At 36.4% G+C, this 24569-nt stretch carries 23 protein-coding genes, 1 pseudogene and 1 other annotated feature; of the genes and pseudogenes, 7 read left to right on the top strand and 17 right to left on the bottom strand.

The features are described 5' to 3' along the window. Positions 1-222: 222 nt before the first annotated feature. The 4 genes from BPMYX0001_RS19615 to BPMYX0001_RS19600 all read right to left on the bottom strand — a co-directional run bounded on the left by BPMYX0001_RS19615 (position 223) and on the right by BPMYX0001_RS19600 (position 3235). Entirely contained in the window at positions 223-1212 is a 990-nt protein-coding gene (locus tag BPMYX0001_RS19615; RefSeq protein ID WP_018781599.1) for a class I SAM-dependent methyltransferase, read from the bottom strand. Between the two features lie 343 nt (positions 1213-1555). Beyond that, positions 1556-2056, bottom strand: coding sequence for a thiol peroxidase (gene tpx, locus BPMYX0001_RS19610; protein ID WP_003201032.1), 501 nt, complete (start codon positions 2054-2056; stop codon positions 1556-1558). A 135-nt stretch (positions 2057-2191) separates the two neighbouring features. Next, positions 2192-2587 (bottom strand): GerW family sporulation protein, encoded by a 396-nt coding sequence (gene ytfJ / locus BPMYX0001_RS19605; RefSeq protein ID WP_006096135.1) that lies wholly within the window; start codon positions 2585-2587, stop codon positions 2192-2194. A 9-nt stretch (positions 2588-2596) separates the two neighbouring features. Further along, positions 2597-3235, bottom strand: coding sequence for a DUF2953 domain-containing protein (locus BPMYX0001_RS19600; protein WP_006096134.1), 639 nt, complete (start codon positions 3233-3235; stop codon positions 2597-2599). Positions 3236-3429: 194 nt separating this feature from the next. Between BPMYX0001_RS19600 and BPMYX0001_RS19595 the strand changes: the two genes are divergently transcribed. Next, positions 3430-4233 (top strand): NAD kinase, encoded by an 804-nt coding sequence (locus BPMYX0001_RS19595; RefSeq protein WP_018781597.1) that lies wholly within the window; start codon positions 3430-3432, stop codon positions 4231-4233. A gap of 97 nt (positions 4234-4330) precedes the next feature. On the opposite strand, the gene BPMYX0001_RS19590 is transcribed toward BPMYX0001_RS19595, so the two are convergent. From BPMYX0001_RS19590 to BPMYX0001_RS19555, 8 genes are all read right to left on the bottom strand, one after another. Further along, complete coding sequence (locus BPMYX0001_RS19590) at positions 4331-5893, bottom strand: amidohydrolase (RefSeq protein WP_006096133.1); 1563 nt, start codon at positions 5891-5893, stop codon at positions 4331-4333. An 86-nt stretch (positions 5894-5979) separates the two neighbouring features. Next, positions 5980-6411, bottom strand: a complete 432-nt coding sequence (locus BPMYX0001_RS19585; RefSeq protein WP_033799135.1) for a VOC family protein — start codon at positions 6409-6411, stop codon at positions 5980-5982. A gap of 119 nt (positions 6412-6530) precedes the next feature. Beyond that, positions 6531-8117, bottom strand: coding sequence for an acyl-CoA synthetase MbcS (gene mbcS / locus BPMYX0001_RS19580; protein ID WP_006096131.1), 1587 nt, complete (start codon positions 8115-8117; stop codon positions 6531-6533). Between the two features lie 152 nt (positions 8118-8269). Continuing rightward, positions 8270-8464, bottom strand: a complete 195-nt coding sequence (locus BPMYX0001_RS19575; protein WP_000168892.1) for an alpha/beta-type small acid-soluble spore protein — start codon at positions 8462-8464, stop codon at positions 8270-8272. Positions 8465-8543: 79 nt separating this feature from the next. Beyond that, positions 8544-9755, bottom strand: a complete 1212-nt coding sequence (gene thiI / locus BPMYX0001_RS19570) for a tRNA uracil 4-sulfurtransferase ThiI (protein WP_006096130.1) — start codon at positions 9753-9755, stop codon at positions 8544-8546. Positions 9756-9761: 6 nt separating this feature from the next. Further along, entirely contained in the window at positions 9762-10904 is a 1143-nt protein-coding gene (locus tag BPMYX0001_RS19565) for a cysteine desulfurase family protein (RefSeq protein ID WP_006096129.1), read from the bottom strand. 210 nt (positions 10905-11114) lie between these two features. Next, a complete protein-coding gene (gene ezrA, locus BPMYX0001_RS19560; RefSeq protein ID WP_018764505.1) occupies positions 11115-12824 on the bottom strand; it encodes a septation ring formation regulator EzrA in 1710 nt (569 codons plus the stop codon). Positions 12825-13067: 243 nt separating this feature from the next. Beyond that, positions 13068-13898 (bottom strand): LysR family transcriptional regulator, encoded by an 831-nt coding sequence (locus tag BPMYX0001_RS19555; RefSeq protein ID WP_006096127.1) that lies wholly within the window; start codon positions 13896-13898, stop codon positions 13068-13070. Positions 13899-14039: 141 nt separating this feature from the next. Here BPMYX0001_RS19555 and BPMYX0001_RS19550 point away from each other — a divergent pair, with 141 nt between their 5' ends. Beyond that, on the top strand, positions 14040-14984 hold the full coding sequence (locus tag BPMYX0001_RS19550; protein WP_003201158.1) for a DMT family transporter: 945 nt from the start codon (positions 14040-14042) through the stop codon (positions 14982-14984). 46 nt (positions 14985-15030) lie between these two features. Here BPMYX0001_RS19550 and refZ read toward each other — a convergent pair whose 3' ends face one another. Continuing rightward, positions 15031-15669: a forespore capture DNA-binding protein RefZ gene (gene refZ / locus BPMYX0001_RS19545; RefSeq protein WP_018781589.1), complete on the bottom strand. Its 639-nt coding sequence runs from the start codon at positions 15667-15669 to the stop codon at positions 15031-15033. Between the two features lie 149 nt (positions 15670-15818). Here refZ and BPMYX0001_RS19540 point away from each other — a divergent pair, with 149 nt between their 5' ends. Then, the gene (locus BPMYX0001_RS19540) at positions 15819-16298 is read left to right on the top strand and encodes a GAF domain-containing protein (protein WP_033799134.1); all 480 of its coding nucleotides are present in this window, start codon (positions 15819-15821) and stop codon (positions 16296-16298) included. Between the two features lie 43 nt (positions 16299-16341). On the opposite strand, the gene megL is transcribed toward BPMYX0001_RS19540, so the two are convergent. After that, positions 16342-17532: a methionine gamma-lyase gene (gene megL / locus BPMYX0001_RS19535; RefSeq protein ID WP_033799133.1), complete on the bottom strand. Its 1191-nt coding sequence runs from the start codon at positions 17530-17532 to the stop codon at positions 16342-16344. Positions 17533-17884: 352 nt separating this feature from the next. Here megL and rpsD point away from each other — a divergent pair, with 352 nt between their 5' ends. Next, positions 17885-18487 carry a 30S ribosomal protein S4 gene (rpsD, locus tag BPMYX0001_RS19530; RefSeq protein WP_006096123.1) on the top strand — a complete coding sequence of 201 codons (603 nt, stop codon included), beginning with the start codon at positions 17885-17887 and terminating at the stop codon, positions 18485-18487. Between the two features lie 817 nt (positions 18488-19304). Next, complete coding sequence (locus tag BPMYX0001_RS19520; protein ID WP_006096121.1) at positions 19305-19619, top strand: hypothetical protein; 315 nt, start codon at positions 19305-19307, stop codon at positions 19617-19619. A gap of 63 nt (positions 19620-19682) precedes the next feature. Here BPMYX0001_RS19520 and BPMYX0001_RS29585 read toward each other — a convergent pair. The 3 genes and pseudogenes from BPMYX0001_RS29585 to tyrS all read right to left on the bottom strand — a co-directional run bounded on the left by BPMYX0001_RS29585 (position 19683) and on the right by tyrS (position 22647). Then, positions 19683-20952: pseudogene (locus BPMYX0001_RS29585) on the bottom strand (IS3 family transposase). Between the two features lie 165 nt (positions 20953-21117). After that, positions 21118-21246, bottom strand: a complete 129-nt coding sequence (locus BPMYX0001_RS19505) for a hypothetical protein (protein WP_003201148.1) — start codon at positions 21244-21246, stop codon at positions 21118-21120. Positions 21247-21390: 144 nt separating this feature from the next. Further along, positions 21391-22647, bottom strand: a complete 1257-nt coding sequence (tyrS, locus tag BPMYX0001_RS19500) for a tyrosine--tRNA ligase (RefSeq protein ID WP_003201146.1) — start codon at positions 22645-22647, stop codon at positions 21391-21393. Between the two features lie 67 nt (positions 22648-22714). Then, positions 22715-22940, bottom strand: a binding site (T-box leader). Positions 22941-23179: 239 nt separating this feature from the next. On the opposite strand from tyrS, the gene BPMYX0001_RS19495 reads away from it, so the two are divergent. Both BPMYX0001_RS19495 and BPMYX0001_RS19490 read left to right on the top strand, forming a co-directional pair. Continuing rightward, positions 23180-23770 carry a TetR/AcrR family transcriptional regulator gene (locus BPMYX0001_RS19495; protein ID WP_006096118.1) on the top strand — a complete coding sequence of 197 codons (591 nt, stop codon included), beginning with the start codon at positions 23180-23182 and terminating at the stop codon, positions 23768-23770. 72 nt (positions 23771-23842) lie between these two features. Continuing rightward, the gene (locus BPMYX0001_RS19490; RefSeq protein ID WP_006096117.1) at positions 23843-24538 is read left to right on the top strand and encodes a YqeB family protein; all 696 of its coding nucleotides are present in this window, start codon (positions 23843-23845) and stop codon (positions 24536-24538) included. Positions 24539-24569: the final 31 nt, after the last annotated feature.

The following is a 24569-nucleotide window of genomic DNA, read 5'->3' as shown; positions in this document are numbered from 1 at the left end:
TAAATGTACCAAAGATGAAAACGTTTCATCCCCAGTAAATTTTATACTCACGAATTTAATTTAAACATCGTACGACATATATTTCAAGTGAAAAAATTGTAACACCAAGAAAAAATATATATTACAGATTTCAAAAAAATTCAGTTTTATCTTGTATATATTTAAAATTATTACGCACAATACAAAACTGTACTATATCTAAGAATAATTCTGTTACACACATTACGATTTATGAGTTGCAAACCAACTGTTCAATTGAGCCATCATATTCTCCATCGCTTTCATATTGGAAAACTTAGGTAATTCCACTAATAACGCTTGTTTTGGCATCACTACATTTGGACCTTTCTTTTGGAGAACAAATATACTTTTTGCATTTTTCTCGTTTTTAAACATGGAAACAGGAAGCTGTAATAATCCTTGAATATAGCTTGTTTCTTTAATAAAAGCATGTAGTTTTGGTGCTTGATCACTTTCAAAGATGAAGTTTGGTACTAAGAAGAATAAATAGCCACCTTCTTTTGTATGTTTTACGCTTTGTTCAATAAAAAGATGGTGTGCATAAGACATTCCTTCATCTGCTTTTAAAGTATATTCACTTGCACCGATTTCGTTTGGATAAAACCCGATTGGTAAATCACAAACAACCACATCAACTGGATCAATATATAGCGGCGCTAACCCATCTTGATTAAAGAACTCAATTGCTTGCTTTTGTAAATTTGCATTCACTAAAGCAAGTCTAACGAGTAAGTCATCCACTTCTACACCAAATCCACTTATCGTTGTCCCTTCTTGAGCACCATTAAAGATTGTTGTCATTAAGTTTCCTGTTCCAATAGCAGGATCTAACACCGTGATTTCTTTTTGACCCTTCATAAATTTCTGGAACAAGTAGTTCATAAACATCCCAACTGCATCAGGCGTCATTTCATGATTGGCTTGTATGCCATCTTTCATTCCTTTTAAAATGGCAAGCTGAAATGCTTTGCGAAGTTCCTCGCTTTTATATTTTTCTTCATTAAACTTACTATATTCACGATTCAACCGTTCAATTGTTGATTCAGATAATCCCTCTTGCAGAACCGCTCCTTCAAACAGGTTATCCCCTGTTTCCACAAGCGCTTCTAAATATGTTACATCTAATTCTTTACGTAAAATTACGGTAGAAGAATCAAAAATAGAAAATAATGTTTCTACTGTCTGACTCACATACACTCCTCCTTCTGTCAATTACACATAACTTATATCATACCATAAAGTGAAACTTTAATCAGTGGGGAGGTTTCTTCATCCCCACTGATTATTAGCCCTCACCAATCGGGCATTTACGGGCAGTTTATCTCCCAACTAGCTTCTTTGTGTTACTGCACCTTAAGGTAGGAGATTTACTGCCCGTTAATGCGGGGTAATCTAATTTTTTCCCAAAAGAAAAAGCAGCCTCTATGTCATGAGACCGCTAAATTATATCGACGCTTTTTCAAATATATCGACAGTTCGACAATATACAACACGCCTGACAAGAAAAAACGACCTCTATAAGAGATCGTCTTCATTACTTCGCAGCTTTTGCTGCTTCTAATGCTGCTTCATAATTTGGATGGCTCGTACCTTCACTTACGTATTCTACGTAAACTACTTTGTCGTTGCTGTCTACTACGAATACTGCACGAGCAAGTAAACGAAGCTCTTTCATTACTACGCCGTAAGCTTCACCGAATGAAAGGTCACGGTGATCAGAAAGTGTTGCTACGTTTTCTAAGCCGTTTGCTGCACACCAGCGTTTTTGAGCGAATGGTAAGTCCACACTAATTGTTAGTACTTTTGCGTTCTCAATACCAGCTGCATCTTGGTTAAAACGACGAGTTTGTGCATCGCATACACCTGTATCGATAGATGGTACAACACTAATTAATTTTACTTCACCTTTGTATGTTTCTAAACTTACTGGAGATAAGTCATTTGCCAATACTTGGAAGTTTGGCGCTTGATCGCCAACTTTAACTTCTGTTCCAACTAAAGTGATTGGGTTACCTTTAAAAGTTACGTTTGCCACTTGAAAATCCTCCCTTATTTAAACAAAATATGTACACTGTAAATGATAGTTTGTCCCTATACAGAATGCAAACAAAATCGCTTTATTTACAAAAAAAATAAAGAAGCTAATCAATCGATTAGCTTCTTTTCGCTGTTAAATTTCAAATTCTGGTTCATCGCCTTTTCGCTTCTCCATCATTTCCTTCACTTTATCAACAGCTTGTGGTGCTAACTCAATGATCTTATCAATCACATGTGTCTGTTTATCTAAATGTAACACTTTTACGCCTTGTCCATTTATAACGAGAAAAGCGACAGGGTTAATTGAAACACCGCCACCACTCCCGCCTCCAAATGGATGACGACCAGAGCTCTCTACTTTTCCAAATTCGCTCCCACCAGCAGCAAACCCAAAACTTACTTTAGAAACTGTTAAAATGACGCTTCCGTCAGCTGCTTTAATTGGGTCGCCAATAATTGTATTTACATCAGTCATTTGTTTTAAATGCTGCATTGCAGTTGTCATTAAACCTTGAATTGGATGGTCCATTTTATCCCCCTATGCTTGTACAGATTTTTCTGTTATACCAGATCTTTGTTTTCTCATAAACAAGAGTAATTTCACTCCTGTTGTTATGGCACGATATATACGAAAGGAGGCTGTTAATTCACCTTTCGATGCAAATCCCTTCCCTTGAAACACAGGTGTAATCTCAAATTCCGGTATATCAATAACATGCGTATATTGTCCCAAGACCCCGGCTGCCATTCCTTTTATCCCCCATGCATATCCAGTGACAATTCCGGTACTAGCTGCATCACCCGTTCCAATTTGCGAATGCCATTTCCAGCTATTGATTTTCACTTTTTTAAGAAAACCTTTAATAATAGTATGGATCTCTTGAAGCTTTTTTATCAGTTCCCCGATGCTATCAAGCTGCGCCATGATTTTATTTTCCATACCCCCATCTTTCTCTGCCTTTTCGATTTTTTGTCCAGTCTTTTTTTGCTGTTTTTCAATTCTTTCCAGCACATCAAATGTATATCCAATCATCCATATTTTCACTTGAAATAAACATTGTTTCTCCATTTCTGAATATAAAAACGTCACTTTAAGCGATAGTTTCGACAATAGTATAAATAAAATGAGCAAGAGAAAAATGCCAATTCCAATTACAAGCCATTTCATACGTACCATCCTTTCACTCCATATCCATTATCGACAGGTTCAAACAGGATTAAACAATCCGCAATGAAATTGAATATAGGAATTTTTCTAAAAATAAAGAGGGATTTTGACATTTTATATCGAAATATATTATTTGAGCATACCATCAGAATTTTTTCTAATGGAGCACAACGCTAAATTTGACTGCAATGGAGGGATACACAATGGCAGATCGTCGCAATTTATTTTTCTTTTATGGTGATGACAAAGCTACGCTTGTCGAAAAAATGAAGCCAATATATCGTATTTTAGAGGACAATGGATTTACCATATTAGATCATCCAAAAAATGCAAACGCTATCGTCAGTGTTGGAGATGACGGCACCTTCTTACAAGCCGTTCGTAAAACAGGCTTCAGGGAAGATTGCTTATATGCAGGAGTTTCTACGAAAGATGAAATTTCTTTCTACTGTGATTTCCATATTGACCATGTCGATACAGCCCTTCAAGAAATTACACAAAATGAAATTGAAGTGCGAAAATATCCAACAATCCAAATAGATGTTGATCAAGATACATCTTTCCATTGTTTAAATGAGTTTTCTTTACGCTCTAGTATCATTAAAACATTTGTAGTGGATGTGCATGTTGATGATTTATATTTCGAGACATTTAGAGGAGACGGTCTAGTTATTTCTACACCGACAGGAAGTACAGCTTATAATAAGTCATTGCATGGTGCAGTTGTTGACCCATTAATTCCATGCTTCCAAATAAGCGAACTTGCTTCTTTAAATAACAACACATACCGTACACTTGGATCACCGTTCATCTTAAATCATGAACGAACATTAACATTAAAGCTTACTCCGGACGGTAATGATTATCCTGTTATGGGAATGGATAACGAAGCGCTTAGCATTAAACAAGTTGAAAAAGCAGTTGTTCGCTTAAGTGATAAACAAATTAAAACAGTAAAACTTAAAAATAATTCGTTCTGGGAAAAAGTACAGCGAACGTTTTTATAGAAAAAAGAGTGCTGAGAGGTTTCCCAGCACTCTTTTTTCATGATTCACATGTCGTTTTTTTGCAGAAACATTCATATCTTGTGTCGAAACACCAATATTATTTCTGATATACAATTCGACCATCTATTATAGTTACATTAACTTGAATATCCTTTATTTCCTCTGCTTCAACTTCAAATATGTCACGGTCCATGATAGTAAAATCAGCTTCATACCCTTTAACAATTTTACCACGCTTATTTTCCTTACCAATCGCATAAGCACTTCCAGCCGTAAATAAGGAAACTGCTTCATATACCGTTAATCTCTCTTCAGGTATGTAACATGTTCCATCAATAAAACTTCGCCGCGTGACTGCACTATAGATTCCTAAAAACGGATTTACTTGTTCAATTGGCGCGTCTGATCCACCGCAACAATGTAATCCCACGCCGAGTAATATTTTCCATGCATAGGCATACTGAAGACGATGCTCCCCTAACTTTTCAATGACTGAGGGAAAATCAGATGAGACAAATACAGGCTGAATATCAATAATAGCTTGCAAATGCTTCATCCGCTGTATTAACTCTTCACGAGCAAGCTGACAATGAATAATACGATCACGCAGTCCCTCTGCCGGAGGATATAACTCCAGTGCATCAATTACATATTCAAGGGATAAATCACCGATTGTATGAATCGCAACTGGCATCCGTAAATTACGTGCTTTCTTCACTAATCCCGCGAGCTCTTCACGAGAAAAAATAGCTACTCCATTTGTTTCCTTCGCATCTTCATATGGCTCGCTTAATAGTGCTGTTCGTCCGCCAAAAGAACCATCAGAAAAAATCTTCATCGCTCCAAATTCAATATAATGCTCATTTTCATATTCTTTTCGTTCATCTGCTACTTCATGATGAACGAGTAAATGTGCTTTAAAAGGCATTTCCTTTATTACGTGTAAAAATGCATTATACGTTTTTTGAAAACCACCGTAATAATGTAAGTCTTCTGTATGCCCACCTACTAATCCATATTTCCAGCAATCTTGAATGGCTGTTTGTAGCGCTCTTTGCAAATAAGCTTCATCAATTTCCGGCTGGACATGCTTAATTAATTCTTGCGCTTGTTCATACAACAGGCCTGTTAGTTCTCCGGATACTCCACGCCCAATCTTTCCACCTTTTGGGTCTGACGTTTCCGCTGTTATATTTGCTTTTTCGAGTATGTAAGAATTCACCCATGTCACATGACGACAAACACGCTTTAATAAAATGGGATGCTCCTTAGAAATGGCATCTAAATCACGAACGTGGACGCTTTTGGTATCTGTGAAATTATTTTCATTCCAGCCTTCGCCAATAATCCATGTACCTAATCTTGTTTCTTTCACTCGTTCAGCTACAAGCTCAATCATTTCCTTATAAGACGTACAAGCGGATAAGTCTAAACGGAGCAGTCGTTCTCCATGCCCAATAAGATGCATATGGCTATCAACAAGACCTGGTATCATCGTTCTTCCTTCTAAATTGTGTATCTTCTCAGGCTGATAACGACTCTCTAAGCCCTTTTTATCCCCTACACCTATAATCATCCCATCTTCTATATAAACAGCTTCTACTTTCTCATTCTCTTCCTTCATCGTGTAAATATTTCCGCCGTGCCAAATCTCTCCCATCTTCTCATCCCCTCTTCTTTTTAGTCTACGAAATTAAAACGTAGAAAAAAAGCACCACTTTACGTAACATGGTGCTTTTCCAAAAATTAATTATGATCAGCTGGAACTGTTGAAACTTGCCATTCTACATTAAATTTATCTTTTACTTGCCCATACGCTGGGCTCCAGAAAGTTTCTTGGATTGGCATGATTACTTGACCGCCATCTTGTAATTTCTCAAATACTTCTTTTGCTTTTTCTGCATCACTTATTCTAATAGCTACAGTTACTTGTGATCCAATTTGGTACGGTTGTCCTGGGAATGTATCAGAAATCATAAGGTCCGTATTACCGACTTTTAAATGTGCATGTAAAACGCGGTCTTTCACTTCATCTGGAACAGTGAATTCTGAATTTTCAGGCATTTCTCCAAAAGTCTGAATGACTTCAACTTTTGCATCCAATGCATGTTCATAAAACTTCACTGCTTCTTGTCCATTACCATCCAAAACTAAATACGGATTAATACCTAAAATCATAAAAGGCACCTCTTTTTCCAATTTTTTAGTAGTCATTTCACACCGCAAACAGAACGTACGTTCCTATAAATAATATCATAATCTTACATGTACTTGCAACAATCTAATTTCATTTTTTCTTACTTTATCCCTAATCCCATTTCTTGTTTTCTAAGTTCGACGCGTCTAATTTTTCCGGAAATTGTTTTTGGTAGTTCGTCTATAAATTCAATTTTGCGAGGGTATTTATATGGTGCTGTTAATTCTTTAACATGTTCTTGAAGTAAAGGAATCAGTGTGTCTTCTTTTTCTTGTACATTTTCTCTTAAAACGATAAATGCCTTTACGACACTTCCGCGAATTTCATCTGGACTTGCCACAACAGCACACTCTCTTACATACGGATGTTTCACAAGTGCATCTTCAACTTCAAATGGTCCAATTGTATAGCCAGAGCTAATGATAATATCATCCCCGCGCCCCTCGAACCAAAAATAGCCTTCTTCGTCTTTCTTCGCTTTATCACCTGTAATATAATAATCACCGCGAAATTGCATTGCTGTCCGCTCATCATCTTTATAATATTGTTTAAAAAGTGCTGGCGTTTCAATATGAACAGCAATATCACCGACTTCTCCTACAGATACAGGTTGTCCTTCTTCATTTACAATATCTACATGATTACCTAGCGTCGGTTTTCCCATTGATCCTGGCTTAATTTCCATTCCTTTCATAACGCCAACGAGCAACGTATTTTCTGTTTGTCCATACCCATCCCTGACTGTAACGTTAAAATGATTTTGAAATGTTTCTATTACCTCTCGGTTCAGTGGCTCTCCTGCAGATACAGCACTATGTAAAGCTGTTAAATTATATTGCTGTAAGTTCTCTACTTTTGCCATTAAACGATATTCTGTCGGCGTACAGCAAAGCACATTCACTTTATTATCATCTAATAATTGCAAATATGTTTTCGGTTCGAATTTACCGTGATATACAAATCCTGTTGCGCCTGAACCGAGTGTTGCTAAAAACGGGCTCCAAATCCATTTTTGCCATCCTGGACTTGCTGTTGCCCATACAACATCATTCTCCTCTATTCCAAGCCAATTCGGAGCGCTTGTACGCAAATGTGCATATGCCCAAGCGTGTGTATGTACAACGCCCTTTGGATTCCCTGTCGTCCCTGATGTATAGGATAAAAAGACCATATCTTCTCGGTCTGTCTTTGCGATTTCTAATTCATCACTTTCTGTTTCTAACGCATCTTTTAAATTAATCCAACCATCTACTGACTGCTCGCTCAGTACAAATTTTCGAAGGGACTCCATCATCTCTACATCTTCAAATTGTTCGATATACGGTTCATAACTGACAATTGCCTTTACTTCTCCATGCCGCAAACGATATTCAATATCTTTTTTTCGAAGCATTTCTGAACTTGGAATGACCACAAACCCTGCTTTAATTGCCGCAATGTACGTCATATACGCCTCAATTAAGCGTGGCATCATAATGAGAAGCTTATCCCCTTTTTGCAAACCACTCTTTATAAAAGCGTTTCCAATTTTATTCGCACCTTGTATTAATTCAAGGTATGTAACCTCTCGTCTATTCCCTTCGTCATCTTGCCAAATTAAAGCCAGCTTCTCTTTTTCATTTGTATATTTTTCTATCTCCGCAACTAAGTTATAAGACATTGGTGCTAACAATTCTTCTCTATTCATAATCTCATCCTCCTTTATCTATGCCTCCCTTATATAATAAAGAATTTTCAGTAAATTTTAAACCTACTTCTTTTGACAAATTTTTTAGTGATCTGTCGACATAAAAAAGAAGGAGCGAGAAACCCGCTCCTTCTAAGCCATCATATATGGAATTATTTATGGAAACCGCCTAATTGTTGTTCAGCTAGTGAAACTAGACGTTTTGTAATTTCGCCACCAACAGATCCGTTAGCGCGAGATGTTGAATCAGCTCCAAGTTGAACACCAAACTCTTGAGCGATTTCGTATTTCATTTGATCTAATGCTGCTTGAGCACCAGACACTGCTAATTTGTTTGTGCTTGCCATATGGTATCACCTCCTTGTGAGTATAGAGTGTGATAAACCATAGGACTTCATACATATCTAATGATGGTAATTTATGGTTTTAGAAAAGATCTTCAAATTGTTCTTCTTCACTCACTTCTACTGTTTGTAATACCATCTTTTCTGTATTAGCAACAGCTTCTTCAATAAGTGGTGTAAAGTCATATTTTGATTCAAAGCGATTTGCTTTTTCACGCTTCGGTTTTGTCGATGGACTTGCTGGTGTGAATACTGTACAGCAGTCTTCATACGGACGAATCGAAATATCATATGTTCCAATTGCATTTGCAACTTTAATAATTTCTAGTTTATCCATCGTAATAAGCGGGCGAATTACTGGATAGTTTGTAACCTCATTAATCGTATGCATACTATCTAACGTTTGGCTCGCTACTTGTCCAAGACTTTCACCCGTTGTTATCGCAAGTGCATTACGCTCCTCTGCAATACGTTCTGTAATACGCATCATCATACGGCGCATAACTGTCATAGAATAACTAGATGGAATTTCCTTATTAATTGTTTTTTGCACTTCAGTAAACGGAACAAGGTGAAGCGTCACACGTTTACAATACTTTGTTAACTCTTGTGCTAAATCAATTACTTTTTGCTTCGCACGCTCACTTGTGAATGGCGGACTATGGAAGTGAACTGCCTCCACTGATACACCGCGCTTCATTGTTAAGAAAGCAGCTACTGGGCTATCGATCCCACCAGAAAGAAGTACCATTACTTTTCCGCCAACGCCAACTGGTAATCCGCCAGCTCCCATGCGCTCATCACACATAATATAGCTATAACCGCTGCGAATTTCTACACGAACATTTACATCTGGATTATGAACATCTACTGTAATGTCTTCTGTATTATCTAAAATATAGCCGCCAATCTCCGGAAGCAACTCCATCGTCTGCATCGGGAAGTGTTTATAAGAACGGTGTACTGTAATTTTAAATGTTTTAACATCGCCTTTTACTTGTAAGAAAGCAGCAAGCGCTCCTTTTTTAATGTCTTCTAATTCTGACGGTACTTTCATTGCTAAGTTAAACTTATGAATACCAAATACATCTTTCAATCTCTCTGCAATCGCCTCATGATCTTCACCATTTAACTGAATGTACATGCGGTCGTGTGTTGCATCGATTTTGATATTTGGGAATTTCTTCAATTTAAATTTAACGTTATCTTTTAACGTGTTTACAAACTTAGAACGGTTTTTTCCTTTTGTCGTCATTTCTCCATAACGAACTAAAATATATTCATATGTCATCATATTTCTTTACCTCATCACTTCATATAATTTTGGCAATGTTTCTTTTATAATTTCTTCAAATTGTGTTACTTCTTCCATCGTATTTTCAGGTGCTAAACTAATGCGAATCGCACTCGCTGCTGCAGCATGCGGTATTCCCATTGATACTAACACACGACTCACTTCATTTGCTTTTGAGGAACAAGCTGATTTGGTTGATATATATACGTCACGTTCTTCTAGAGCATGAACCACTACTTCTGGTTTCAACCCAACGAATGATACATTTAAAATATGCGGCGCAGCATACGCAAGCGATGTATTAATTGTTACATCTTCCATTCCCTCTAAGAAACGTACGAGTTCTGCTTGCAATTTCTGTAAGTGGTCACTCTTTTCTCTCATATGTTCCATTGTCATACGTAGTGCCTTTACCATCGCGACAATACCAGGTAGGTTCTCTGTACCCGAGCGATAACGCAGCTCCTGCTGACCACCTGATAAAATCGGATCTAATCTTACACCATCGCGTACATATAAAAGTCCTGTTCCCTTTACGCTATGAAATTTATGTCCAGATATCGAACAAAGATCAATATGAGAAGCATATAAATCAAGTGGTACTTTTCCAATTCCTTGTACATGATCCACATGGAATCTTATTTTTGGATAGTTCGCTAGCAATTCACCAACTTCAGAAACAGGTTGAATCGCCCCTGTTTCATTATTCACATGGATCATTGAAACAAGGATTGTATCCTCACGAAGCGCTCGTTTTACATTTTCTACTGATACAATACCATGTTCGTTTACAGGTAAATAGGTAACATCAAAGCCGAGCCCTTCTAATTGTTTATATGCTTCAAACACAGACGCGTGTTCAATATTTGTTGTAATAATATGCTTACCACGAGAGCGATTCTTCATCGCTATTCCTTTAATCGCAAGGTTATTCCCTTCCGTTCCACCCGATGTGAAAATAATCTCGGAAGGCTTAACATGAAGAAGCCCTGCTGCAATCGTTCTCGATTGTGTTAATAAACGCTCCGCTTCTCCCCCGAGCGAATGAATAGAAGAAGGATTCCCAAAATATTTTCCTGCAACCGTTACGTAAGATTGAAGGACTTCTGGATATGGTTTCGTCGTCGCACTATTATCAAAATAGATCATCGTTCTTCCCCTTTCAGCGCTGTCACATCATATAATCATATCACAAATACGTGTAATTACGCTAAACATACTCAAAGGTTCCATTTTTCAATATAGAAGTATACTTCTATATTTTGAAACGAAAAACACTGTTGTATTCCGCTATTCATTATAGCAATATCGCTCTAGAATTTACACAGATCCAGTGCAAAAAAACAAACCCCTTTTTCATCAAGGGGTTTGTTCATTATCAACAAATTCAGCAATTTTTTGTACAACACCAGGTTCAAGTTGTTCCAAAACAGAAGCTGCTTGTTCTAAAGCTGCATCATATTCATATTCGCGGAACAATCTCTCTGCATTCTCTAAGCTTTGCGCCAAATCCACATCATGACTACGGTAGCGATTACCATATTGGATTAGCTTTTCTACTAAGTACGCTTGTCCAATTAACTCCTGCGTCTTTTCATATACACCGTTTACCATTGTATATGTTTCTTCTAACATACTATTTACAACATTCATATTTAGTGGTTTTAATTCTAACTGTTCATATACACCTTGCATTGCCTCTTGTCCTCTTTGTAAATCTTCCATAATGCTTTCTGGAAGACCTGGTAAGTTAGACTTTTGCATAAAGCGTTTAGCTTCTATGATCATATTGCGCATTTCATTTAATTTCTCACGCGCTTCAAATTCTTCTTTACGCATCATTTGCAACATATCTTTATACTCTACATGAAGTACCTTCAATGTTTCACATTGCTCATAAATCTCTTCCAGTTCTTCACGAATAACAGAGAATGCAATATCTTGCTCTGCAACACGTAATTGCAATACTTCAAAGCGTTTCATTAAAATATGCATTTGTTTTTCAATCAACTTTTGTGATTCAATGTCTTTGTCTTGCAGCTGATAGCTTTGTTTCACAAATTGCGTTTCGGATTTTGTCTCAATTGCTTTTTCATGAATTTCCTCTAAATCTTCGTAAATACTAACTGACTTTTTCTCTACATAATGCTTCGCATGTACTTCTTGTTCTAATTGATCATACAACATATCCAAACGCTTTTTTAAGCCTTCTATTTTCTCGTTTACTTCTGTTATATGAAGCTCTTCTAAATCAATCAGACATGTTTGTAGTTGTTTGTTCATATCCCGTACTTCTTTAGGGATTTCTAAATGATTTAATACATACCCTTGTTTTTTCATATCATCATGACCTTGTAATAAATCATCCAATTGTACCAGTAATGTTGCTTGACACTCCACTAATAAATCAGGAATTTCATGAACGATAATTTCTAAGTTCGCCAATCCATCTTCCAAACTTTTTACAATATCACGTGCCTTTAAATAATCACCGTTTGCCGTTGTCTCGTCAAACTCTTGAAACTTCGCTGATTCTATATCAAGTAACTCTTCAATTTTCTGTTCGGATTGTCCAAACATATGACGATGAGCCAATACATTCTTTTTCATACTACGATATGTATCACGTAAACCTTCAATTTCCGAACTATTTTTCTCATAGCTCTCTAATAATTGCTGTAGCTCATTTAAAATCTCCGTAATGCGGTTATCCGCTTCATCTAAATCACGAATGGATTCACTCATCAAACGCTTTGCTTTTCGGAAGGAAAATTGTGAGGCTGACTTTTGGGCATTTTCTAATGTTTTATCAGCTTTTGGCAGAAGGTTTGCAACAATTTCATCCCATTCTTCACGCCACTTTCCAAACAGTTCCTCTGTTTGTCCAGTCATATTTAAATCCTTAACCCGTTTCAATTCATCTGCAACAGGTTTATCTTTGACTTCTTGTTTCCACTGCTCAAGTGCTTCAATATCTTTATATAAACGATTTCTTATCACGAGCTCTATCATGAGCAGCACTAGAATAGAGCTTACTACGATGATAACGATCGTCAGAATAGAATCCATGTAAAATAGCCTCCTATTATATCTCTTTTTTTGTCCGTTCCGTTTATGAAATGGAAGGCATTATGTATAAAAAGGGAAATCCCCTATATTTAACAACTAACAATGTACTAATCATACCATGTAATGACGTGTTTTTGACCTAGTTTTTTTTAAAATTTCTTGTTTCTTTTGTTGCGTTTGTAATATTCCTTCTAAAAATTTCTCGATTTTCTTTTTTCCATACTCCGCTGCATTTATAAACATTTACTGGAAAGACTGTAATAAAGATACATCTTTTCTATGGGATATAAAATAAACCACTCTCGTTAACGTTGGCTCCACATGTATAATACGAATCCCATCTTGCACTGCCTGCTCCACTGCAATTTTTGGCAACAACGTAATACCCAGGCCAGCCCGAACCATCGCAAGCATCGGCTCAGCGTAGGATGTTTCTACGGCGATAGTAGGCGTAACACCTATCCCTTTGAACATTGTCATAATCATTTTTCTAATATCGCAAATTTCCGGATAAATAATAAGTTTTTCATGCTGCAAATCTTTTATTTGAATCGTATGTTCATCTTTATAGGCATGTTCATCCGAAACAACACAAACAATATTTTCTCTTCTTACTTCTTTTACAAGCTTTGCTCCTTCCACGATTGAATCAACTAACATTGCGTCAATCTTTCGCTCCCGAAATAATTCCATTAGCACTTTCGTATGTTCAATTTGCCATTCTACTTCATATATTTGTTCTAATGTACCTCTGCATTTTGATATGTAATGAGCAGCTAAACTCGGCAATACCCCAATTGAAATCTTTTTCTTCTCTTGATACTCTTTCAACTCTCCTTTCACATCATTTATTTGTTCTATAATTGGCTCAATCCGTTTTATAAATAGCTCCCCAGCCTCTGTTAATTCCACTCCTTGTGCAGACCGTTTTAATAACTTGACTCCTAAGTCCGCCTCTAATCTTTGAATTTGTTTACTGAGGGCTGGCTGCGAAATATGCAGAAGTTTACTCGCTTTCGATAAACTTCTTGTATGTTTCACCTCAATAAACGATTGTACTGCTTCAAAATCCATATGATACACACCTCTAACCAAAAGTTATAACCGCTATAAAAAATCAATATTTCCTATCCATAGAAAGCGAGCGCTATACTCATCTCATGCTTATTTTTATGAACTTACTATAATATCGGAATAAAAAGGAGAAAGATACTCGTGAGTAAAAAACAAATGCTACTTGGGTCCCTTTTATGCTTACTTGCCGTAACAGCTTGGGGATTTATGTTTCCTGTTATGGCCAGCGCTCTGCAGTTTATAGATCCATTCTTTTTCACAACAATCCGCTATGGATCCGCAGCTATTATTTTTACTGTTCTTCTCTTCATGATTGAAGGAAAAGTCGCTTTTCACTTAGAAAAACAAGCTCTCCATTTGTTATTTTATGGTACAGTCGGTTTTGCCGGATACGGATTTCTTGTTTTCTATGGACAGCAATTAGCAGGACCTTCAGGGGCTATTCATGCAGCCATGATTCAATCTCTTATGCCGCTGCTTGCTTTACTATTACAATGGATCTTAAAAAATAAAAAACCACAAAACTATACATTTCTTTGTATGCTTTGTGCACTTATCGGTGTTATGCTTGTCATTTCAAAAGGTAATATTCACCTATTATTTGGAGCCGCTAGTCATGTCTCCACAAATCTATTTATGTTATGCGGCGTGATGTGTTGGGTCATTTATACAAATGGTGGTTCCCGTTTTCAAAATTGGTCACCGCTTCGATATACAGCACTTACTTGCTTATTCGGATCCATTTCACTCGTCCTTATTGTGGCTTTGCTAACGTATACAAACTTGATTTCTGTACCGCCTCTCCATACAATCGTCACAGTTCGCTTTGAGCTATTTTATATGTCGATTATCGCAGGAGTTATCGCCGTCTTTTGTTGGAATATGGGCAATCGATATATTTCATCCATTAACGGTATTTTATTTATGAATTTAGTTCCTGTACTGGCACTTATCGGATCGATTTTTCGAGGCTATAAAATTGAAGAAATTGAAGTAATTGGAGCGATGATTACCATTATCGCTTTACTATGCAACAACTTATGGCAACGAAAGCAAGAGCGTATCCAAGAAGAAATCACTTCTTGAAAAACACGCCAAAAAATATCCCCACCTAAAATATGGCGGGGGTATTTTACATATGGACTGCTCTCGGTAACGGATAATACATATGCGTTAAACATAATATTTGTTCCATCCATTGCTCTACTTCTTTCGTATACATTTCCAAAAAGAATGTTTCTGATGGAAACGAATGCAGTACCTCCGATATATATTGTGGATATAAATACGGCATGTTTATCATGCCCTTTAATTGCGTCATAAACATTGTAAAAGACACCTTTTGAAACTCTTGCTGCACTTGCCCCTGCTTAATGATTTGCTCTATATAATATCTTTCTTTAGAAAAATAAACAGTCATCACTTCCCGGATCAACGTTGTATCAATTGAAAGCTCTCGGTAAAAAAACCGAGTAAGTTCCCTATGCTCAAACTGATAGCGTAAAATTCCTCGTACAATTTGATTCATCACTTCTTTAGCTGGCAAATACTCTCTTTGTTCAAATGACCTTTCAATTACCCCGACATATCCTTCTAAAAAATCAGTTATAAGCTGTTCTAATAAACCTTGCTTTCCAGCAAAATAATATGAAATATTGGCCACATTCACATCCGCCCGCTTTGCAATATCTCGCACCGATGTTCCATCGTACCCTTTCGTATAAAACAATGAAATTGCCGCATCAATTACCTTTTGTTTCGTCTGCTTCATGCGCTCACTTCCTCTCACCCTGAACAGCTATAATGTAAATTTCTTGACTTTTAAGACAAATTCCTTTAATTTTCTATCGACAAAGTCATATGAAATACAGCGTATTTTGCTATGATTTTACATTTCTCGATAGAAAGGGTGCCGTTTCCATGTTTACAAAAGAAAGTTATGCAGGATCACGTGAGCAGCAATATGAAACAGTAATCAAACAACTTAATGCATTGTTAACGGGTGAATCAAATGTGGTCGCAAATTTAGCAAATGCTTCTGCTCTTTTAAACCAATTTTTAGAGCGTATTAACTGGGTTGGCTTTTATGTGACAGAAGGAAATCAACTTGTACTCGGGCCATTTCAAGGAATGCCTGCGTGCGTTCGTATTCCATTTGGACGCGGTGTTTGCGGCGTAGCAGCTGAAACAAAAAAAACACAACTTGTTGCAGATGTTCATCAATTTCCAGGGCATATCGCTTGTGACAGCGCTTCTAATTCCGAAATTGTTGTACCGATTATAAAAGAAGGCACCGTCATCGGTGTACTCGATATTGATAGTCCTGAAAAAAATCGTTTCGATGAAGTGGATCAGCACTACTTAGAGAAGTTTGTGGAAACGCTCCTAAAACATATGTAAAAGATGCGAGCCATCTATTTAGTAAATCGATGGCTCATTTTTTTCATTCCCCATTCACATGAGAAAATGCATTCGATTGCTTCTGGAACGCGTACGCTAAATCCGAGACAATATCCTCCCATGATTCTAATCCAACAGATAAGCGTATTAAATTATCAGAAATGCCCATTTCATGGCGTACTGTCGCTGGAATGACAGCGTGCGTCATCGTTGCTGGATGTTGCACTAACGTCTCTGTGTCACCAAGACTCACCGCAATTGTAATAAATTGCAATTCATTCATGAATGCCTGTGCTTCTTCTTTTCCACCTTTAATCGTAAATGAAATCACACCGCCTCCGCGCTTCATTTGAGACAATGCTATTTCTCCTTCTGGATACCAAACTGCCTCAACACTTTCGTGATTTTTCAAAAAGGCCACGACTTTTTCCGCATTATCACAGTGCCGGTCCATTCGTACAGCTAACGTCTTTAAACCACGCAGCAAAAGCCATGCATCAAAAGGCGCCATAATTCCGCCAATATCTTTTCGAATCGGCCGAATTTGTTCAGTTAGCTCCTTCGTTTTACAAACCGTCACACCAGCAACAACATCACCGTGACCGCCAATATATTTTGTAGCACTATGAAGAACAACATCACAGCCGAGTGTAAGAGGCGTTTGTAAATAAGGCGAGCAAAATGTATTATCGACAATGACAAGCAGTTCATTTTGTTTTGCCACTTTAATAACCTTTTCTAAATCGATGAGCTTCATTGTCGGATTAATGGGCGTTTCAACAAATATCAACTTTGTATTTGGACGCATACTTGCCTGAATCTCTTCTTCTGTTTCCATATCACATAATGAATGTGTAATCATAAACTTCTCTTCTAACACTTCTAAAAAACCGTACGTACATCCATACAAACCGTTTGAACAAATGATATGATCTCCAGCACGTAAAAATGCGAGAAGTGTCGCCGAAATTGCGGCCATTCCAGAACCGAACGCTAACGCCGATTCTCCTCCTTCTAAAACAGCCATACGCTCCTCAAACAATTCCACAGTCGGATTTCCAAGTCTTGAATAAATGTAAGATGGATCCTGCCCAGCGAAACTTGCTTCTCCTTGCTGCGCTGTTTCAAATGTATACGTTGAAGTTTGAAATAGCGGTGGCGTTAAACTCCCTTTATGCATCTTGGAATCATACCCGTGATGAATCAGCGCTGTTTCTATCTGTTTCTTTTTCATACAAACATCCCCCTTATGTTTCTATTTTATGTAAGCGTTTTCTATCTGTTGCTATCCTTTCTTTCATGTTGTTTTAAATTCCTTCTTGTAATTTCCAAACTTTACATGTATAAAACAAAATACGAACTCACTTGACGAAATAAGATTCAAAAGATATAATAGCGTTTGTGTAAAATAAAAAGGCAGCCTTGTGATGTGAGTTTATCGTTTGTATTTTGTTCCTCACGTTTGAGGTGTATCTCGTAACTCCCTGCTGCTGGAGCGAAGGTACATGAAAACAAAATGCGCATAAATGTCGATTACGTCTGTTTTTATTTTACGAAAATAAAAACACTTAAAGGAGGAGTCAACTATGGCTCGTTATACAGGTCCAGCTTGGAAACTGTCTCGTCGTCTTGGAATCTCTCTAAGCGGCACAGGTAAAGAATTAGAAAAACGCCCTTACGCACCAGGTCCTCACGGTCCTAACCAACGTAAGAAACTTTCAGAATACGGTTTACAATTACAAGAGAAACAAAAACTTCGTCACATGTACGGCATGACTGAGCGTCAATTCCGTCGCACATTTGACCAAGCAGGTAAAATGCCAGGTAAACACGGCGAAAACTTCATGATTCTTCTTGAAGCTCGTCTTGACAACCTAGTTTACCGCATGGGCTTAGCTCGCACTCGTCGTGCAGCTCGCCAATTAGTAAACCACGGTCACATCATGGTTGATGGTGCTCGCGTAGACATCCCATCTTACCGTGTAAAACCTGGTCAAACTATCAGCGTTCGCGAAAAATCTAACAACCTTGTTGTTGTTAAAGAAGCGATCGAAGTTAACAACTTCGTACCAGAATACTTAACTTTCGATGCTGATAAATTAGCAGCTACTTTCACTCGCTTACCAGAGCGCGCTGAATTAGCTGCTGAAATCAACGAAGCGTTAATCGTAGAGTTCTACTCTCGTTAATCTCGATGCTCTGCAAAGAGTAGTATTAAAAGTCTTAGAAATCTTGTTAAATCAAGGTTTCTGGGCTTTTTTTATTTTATTTAATAATGCAAAATAAGGCATAAAAAAGAATGTAATTGGGGCCAGTTTGGGGCCACAATTAAAAAGGCTGGCGTGTGTATAGAAATGGATAAGTGTAAACAAAATACTAAAAAGCTCTGTAAATCCATAGTACATTTATCTTATTTGTAGTTAATGATTATTAGCCCTTCTTTTCTTCAAAAATTTTCATTGCTCTTTTATCCACATAAGGAGAAATTTTTCTGTTTCTAGTGCTGAAAAATACCACTTTCCACCTATTTTATATTTCGTAAAATGTTCATCATAAAAGAAATTTTCTTTGATGGTATTTCCACTCATACTTGTTTGTCTGCATAGTTCTTTTATATCTTAAAATGTTTTTCTCTGTTCAATGTTATCTAGACGTTTCCGTAACTCTTCGAAAAAAAATCTTCAATCTTCTGCTCGTCTAACTTCAAAAAAGAATGTTATTCACCTTCTTTTTTTGAAGTTTCTTCTATTTCAATCTTCTTTTTAAAATTAACTCTCTTTCAGCTGGTATTAAAGATGTAAAAAACGTTCTCCATCGTTCTATTGTTAGATTTACCTTAACTATATATCCTTTTTCATTATCAACATAATCTCTAATGAAGGAGTTTAGGGATATGGTATAATTTTCCATGAATATAGTAGAAAGGATTTAAACAATAAATGGAGAGATAGGGACTATTTTCCCGGATGCTACTCAACAACCGTAGATAGAGTTTGGAGGATTAATATGAATATAGAAAATAAAATGCAAGTTATATTAGATAAAAGAAAAAAATTAAATTTAAATGATGATTATGGAATACAAACAAGTTGGAATGAAATAATAGAAGTTCTCTCAGAAAATGAGGAAAATACTATAAGATATTTAGAGAATTGTAGTAAAGAAGATTTATATTGGATAAGTGAAGTTTTTGAAGATATAGCAGAAATTGTGCAAAGTAAAGAATTTATTAATTGTTTAAGAAAATTAGATGAAAAATTTCCAGAATTAGAAATGACAAAAGATATTGATATAGCAGAAAGTTATATAGAAAATATTTGAATTAAATGGTAAGCCGCCCACCTAAAAATGAAGTGACCCCATAAAGTTAGACAGGTTATTTCATTAGGCAACCTTTTGGGCATGGGTCCGGTATTGTACCGGGCTCATGCCCAAAAGGTTGCCTTAATTCTTTTATGATTATAGTACTTTATATATTTTGCTAGTTCTTTCTTAAAATGTTCTATACTCTTAAATTCTTTTCGATACAGAAATTCTGACTTCATGATGCCAAAGAAGTTTTCAATCACTGCGTTATCGTAACAGTTTCCTTTACGAGACATGCTTTGTGTAATGCCACGTTTAGCAAGGGAATGACGGTATTGTTTCATTTGATAGTGCCAACCTTGATCAGAATGGATCAAGAGTGTATCTTTGACTGTTAAGTGTTCAAACGCTTGGTCTAACATCGTTGAAACAAGTGAATAAGTTGGTCTTAAACCAATTGTGTATGTGATAATTTCACCATTAAATAAGTCCAACATTGGCGATAGATATAGCTTTTCTCCAAATAATTTAAACTCCGTAATATCCGTAACCCACTTTTTATTTGGTTTTTCAGCTTGGAAGTTACGATTTAAAATATTAGGTGCAATTTTTCCAACTGTTCCTTTATAAGAGCGATATTTTTTCATACGAACGAGACATTTTAATCCCAATTCTTTCATGATACGATACACTTTTTTATGATTTACTTTATGTCCGCGATTCGTAAGTTCATCACGAATACGACGATAACCATAAAACCCCTCATGTTCGTCATAAATGGTTCGAATCAATCCTTTTAGTTCTACATCTGAATCAGGAAGATTGAATCTTTTAACCCAATAATAATACGTACTGCGCGGAATACCTGCGAGCTGAAGTAGCACCTTCACTGAAAATTCATGCCTTAATTCATAGACTACTTGGGCTTTGTCTTGTTTCGTGATTTCTCCTTGTTTTGAACTAAGGCATTCAACTTTTTTAAATATGCATTTTCCATACGTAAACGCTCATTTTCCGCTTGTAGTGCCTCTATCGAACCTTCAACTATTCCTTGATCTTTAGTTGTATTTGTTTTTTTCTTTTCCTTTCCATGGATGGACGCCGCTGTTTCCCTGATAGATGTCCCTTGTTCGTTCATATAATTAAGTACATCTAGTTTATACTGGGTAGAGTAGGATGTATAGCGTTTTTCAAAAGCATTTTCACCTAAGGATTCATATTGTTTAATCTACTGATAGAGCATACTGGGGTGAACATCAATAGATTTAGCAATTGTTTTTCCACCTTCAGTCCCCTCTAAATATCGTCTTATCGCTCGTATTTTTTCTTTTGAAGAAAATTTAGCCATAAAAAAGTGCACCTCCGATTGTTAGACTGTGTCTAACAATCGGGGTGCACTTCATTTGGATCGGCTTTTTTCGTTCTTATAGCACTTATTAAAAAAGGATGATAACGAAAGCGAACGCTATCTTTATCATCCTTTTTTATCTTATTCTTATATATAAAATAAAGTTTATTTATCTTCTTGTTTCTCCACATACACATAAGCATCTTTAGGATTTTTATGTACATCACTTTGTGTATTCTCCGCAAGCTGACCAGCATTTAGCAAAGAAAAGATGATGAGCGCTTCTAGTGACATTTTCTTTTACCACTCCTTTCTTTTATCTTATACATATATCATACTCCTCACTTGTGATTTCCGTATGAACATAGAAAGAAGATTAAAACAAAAGGGCTTTGAGGAGTATGTCTCCTCAAAGCCCTTTTCATAAATCTTTATTGATTAGTAACGAATTAAGAAATATTTCTTTTTACCGCGGCGGATAATTGTAAATTTACCTTCAATGCGGTCTTTTTCTGTTACAACATAATCTAATGCTTGTGTACGCTCACCGTTTACGTAAATTGCACCATTTGTTACATCTTCACGCGCTTGGCGTTTTGATGGTGAAATTTTGCTTTCAACAAGCAAGTCGATTAATACTGTATCTTCTGCACTGCGTTCTACAGATGGTACATCTTTGAAACCTTGCTCAATTTCGTTTGCAGTTAGTTCAGCTACAGAACCGCTAAATAATGCTGCAGAAATTTTAATTGCTTGCTCTAATGCTTCAGCGCCATGAACAAGTTTTGTCATTTCAGAAGCTAGTGCTTTTTGTGCTGCACGTTTTTCTGGCGCTTCAGATACTTGTTTTTCTAACTCAAGAATTTCTTCATGAGATAAGAATGTGAAGTATTTTAAGTATTTTACAACATCGCGGTCGTCTGTATTGATCCAGAATTGGTAGAACTCGTAAGGAGTTGTTTTCTCTGGATCTAACCAAATTGCGCCGCCTTCTGTTTTACCAAACTTCGTACCATCAGATTTCGTAACAAGCGGAATTGTTAAACCGAATGCTTTCGCATCTTCTTCTGATTTACGAATTAATTCAAGACCAGCTGTAATGTTACCCCATTGGTCACTACCACCAATTTGCAGGCGGCAACCTTGTTGTTGGTATAGATTTAAGAAGTCGTATGATTGTAAAATCATGTAACTAAATTCAGTAAATGAAATACCAGTCTCTAAACGAGATGCTACTGTATCTTTTGCTAACATATAGTTTAAACCGAAGTTTTTACCGATGTCGCGTAAGAATGTAATTACATCTAAGTTACCAAGCCAATCATAGTTATTAGCCATCGTTGCTGGATTTTCTACATTTTCAAACTCTAAGAAGTTTGAAAGCTGATTTTTAATACTTTCCGTGTAGTAAGCAACTGTATCTTTCGTATTTAATGTACGCTCTGCTTTTTTACCACTTGGGTCACCGATCATACCAGTACCGCCACCAACAAGTGCGATTGGTTGATGACCAGCTAATTGGAAACGACGTAGCATTAATACTGGTAACATATGACCAATGTGTAAGCTATCTGCTGTCGGATCAAAACCACAGTATAATTTAACGCTTTCTTTTTCTAATAATTGTTGTAAACCTTCAGCATCTGTTTGCTGATTAATTAGTCCGCGAAATTCAAGATCTTGTAAAATACCCATATCCTACATACTCTCCTTTAAATTAATCGAGCGCGAAATTTGAAAACATAAAAAAATCGCCCCTCAAATAAGGGACGATTTTGATTATCGCGTTACCACCCTAGTTGCAGGCAAAAGCCTACCACCTCATTCACATAACGGCTCAGCACCGTCTTTTCCCTTTTGAATACGATTCAATCGAAAAAAGATGCTCTAGGGGCGTAATTCGCGATCATCTATGTGCTGATTTTCACCGACCATCAGCTCTCTAAAACAGGGAAATGATCACTACTTCTCCCTTTCCACGCTCAATTATTTATATACTTTTCTTTATATCATTATTTGCTAGTGTGTGTCAAATCGAAGAAAATGGTATATATGAACTACCTAAGTTTTTTCGTGCTATGCTAATGAAAAGTTAAAAAGAGGTGTTACAGTTCGACTCTCTTGCTGTAATTTCCGATTTGACAGAAAATGAGAAACCTATATATAATAAATTTGATTGAATGTTCAAATTTTAAATTGATTAGTCAATTTTTTAGGGGAGATTTTGATGGAAAATAAACAATCATTTATAGCAGAGGCTCGAAGAGAACAAATCATTACTGCAGCTATTGAAGTTTTAAAGGAAATCGGGTACGTAAGCACAAGTTTGTCCAAAATAGCGAAAAAAGCAAATATAAGTACAGGGCTCATTTCTTATCATTTCTCTGGCAAAGAAGATTTAATGAACAACACACTAATATATTTAGTTGAACAAGAATGGTCATATATTCATGAACGAGTTGTAAAGAAGCAAACATTTACAGAAAAATTAACTACATTTATAGAAGCGAGTTTAGCTTATCAAATTACAAACCGAACAAATAATATCGCTTTAGTTGAAATCATTTTTAATGCCCGTACACCAGATCACATCCCTTATTATTTATTAGAAGACGACGAAGATTTAAAGAATAGCTTACTGCAAAACATTCTTCTACAAGGGCAAGAATCAAAAGAATTTAAAGACTTTCATCCCCAAGTGATTGCAACCGTTATTCAAGGAGCAATATCAGAATCGCTGTTATCACCTCAAAAACAACTAAGTTTAGAAAATTTTAGTGCAGAACTTATTAAAACCATATTGGAAATGGTGAAGTGATAAGAATAGAAAAATTCAAATCACCTCAAAAAATGAAGATACACATTAATAAAAAATGAAAGGTATGAAATTATGAGAGATAACAAAACCGTTATTGGACTTAGTAAGTTCGAAAAAACACTTGTCATTTTCATTCCAATTATATTAGGTGGTTTGGTTGGATGGTTCATTCCAGTCATTGCAAATTGGATATTAAAACTTCCTGTAGTTCCAATGGAAAAGTTATTCCTATTCATCACATCCTTTAACAGTCTATGGGTTTCAATTGTTGCTACCATTATCGGCATTATTATTGGTATGTTATTAACATTGACGATTTTTGATGAAAGTCTTGAAGTTACAATTTCTTATACTAGCTTGCAATTAAAATTAGGAGATACAGTAAATACCATTGAAAAATCGAGCATTTCAACAATTTATATGGAAAATAAGCAATTTATTATCCTTGGAAAAAATGGTAATGAATTATACAGAGCCGTTATTGAAACAAAAAAAGGTACAGTTCGAGAAGCACTTCATAATTACCACTATCCTTGGGAAGAGAAAGATCCTTTTCACATTGAATACCAAAGATGGGCTTTAGGACATCCCGATTTCCCTGAAAAAATTAATGCATTACTACATGCTAGGGAACTCGCACTAAAAGAGAAAAAAGTGGATACTGCTAAATACCTCCGAGAAGATTTAGCTAAATTAGGAGTTGTTATTAGAGATGAAAAAAATGGTCAGTATGTCCGACTCATTAAAGATGCTAGCGATGAAGGCTAATGCAAAACAGTCGATTCCATATATATGGAAT

Origin of the sequence: Bacillus pseudomycoides DSM 12442 (genome assembly GCF_000161455.1) — a bacterium.
Classification (GTDB): domain Bacteria; phylum Bacillota; class Bacilli; order Bacillales; family Bacillaceae_G; genus Bacillus_A; species Bacillus_A pseudomycoides.
This window is presented reverse-complemented; position numbering and strand designations above follow the sequence as displayed.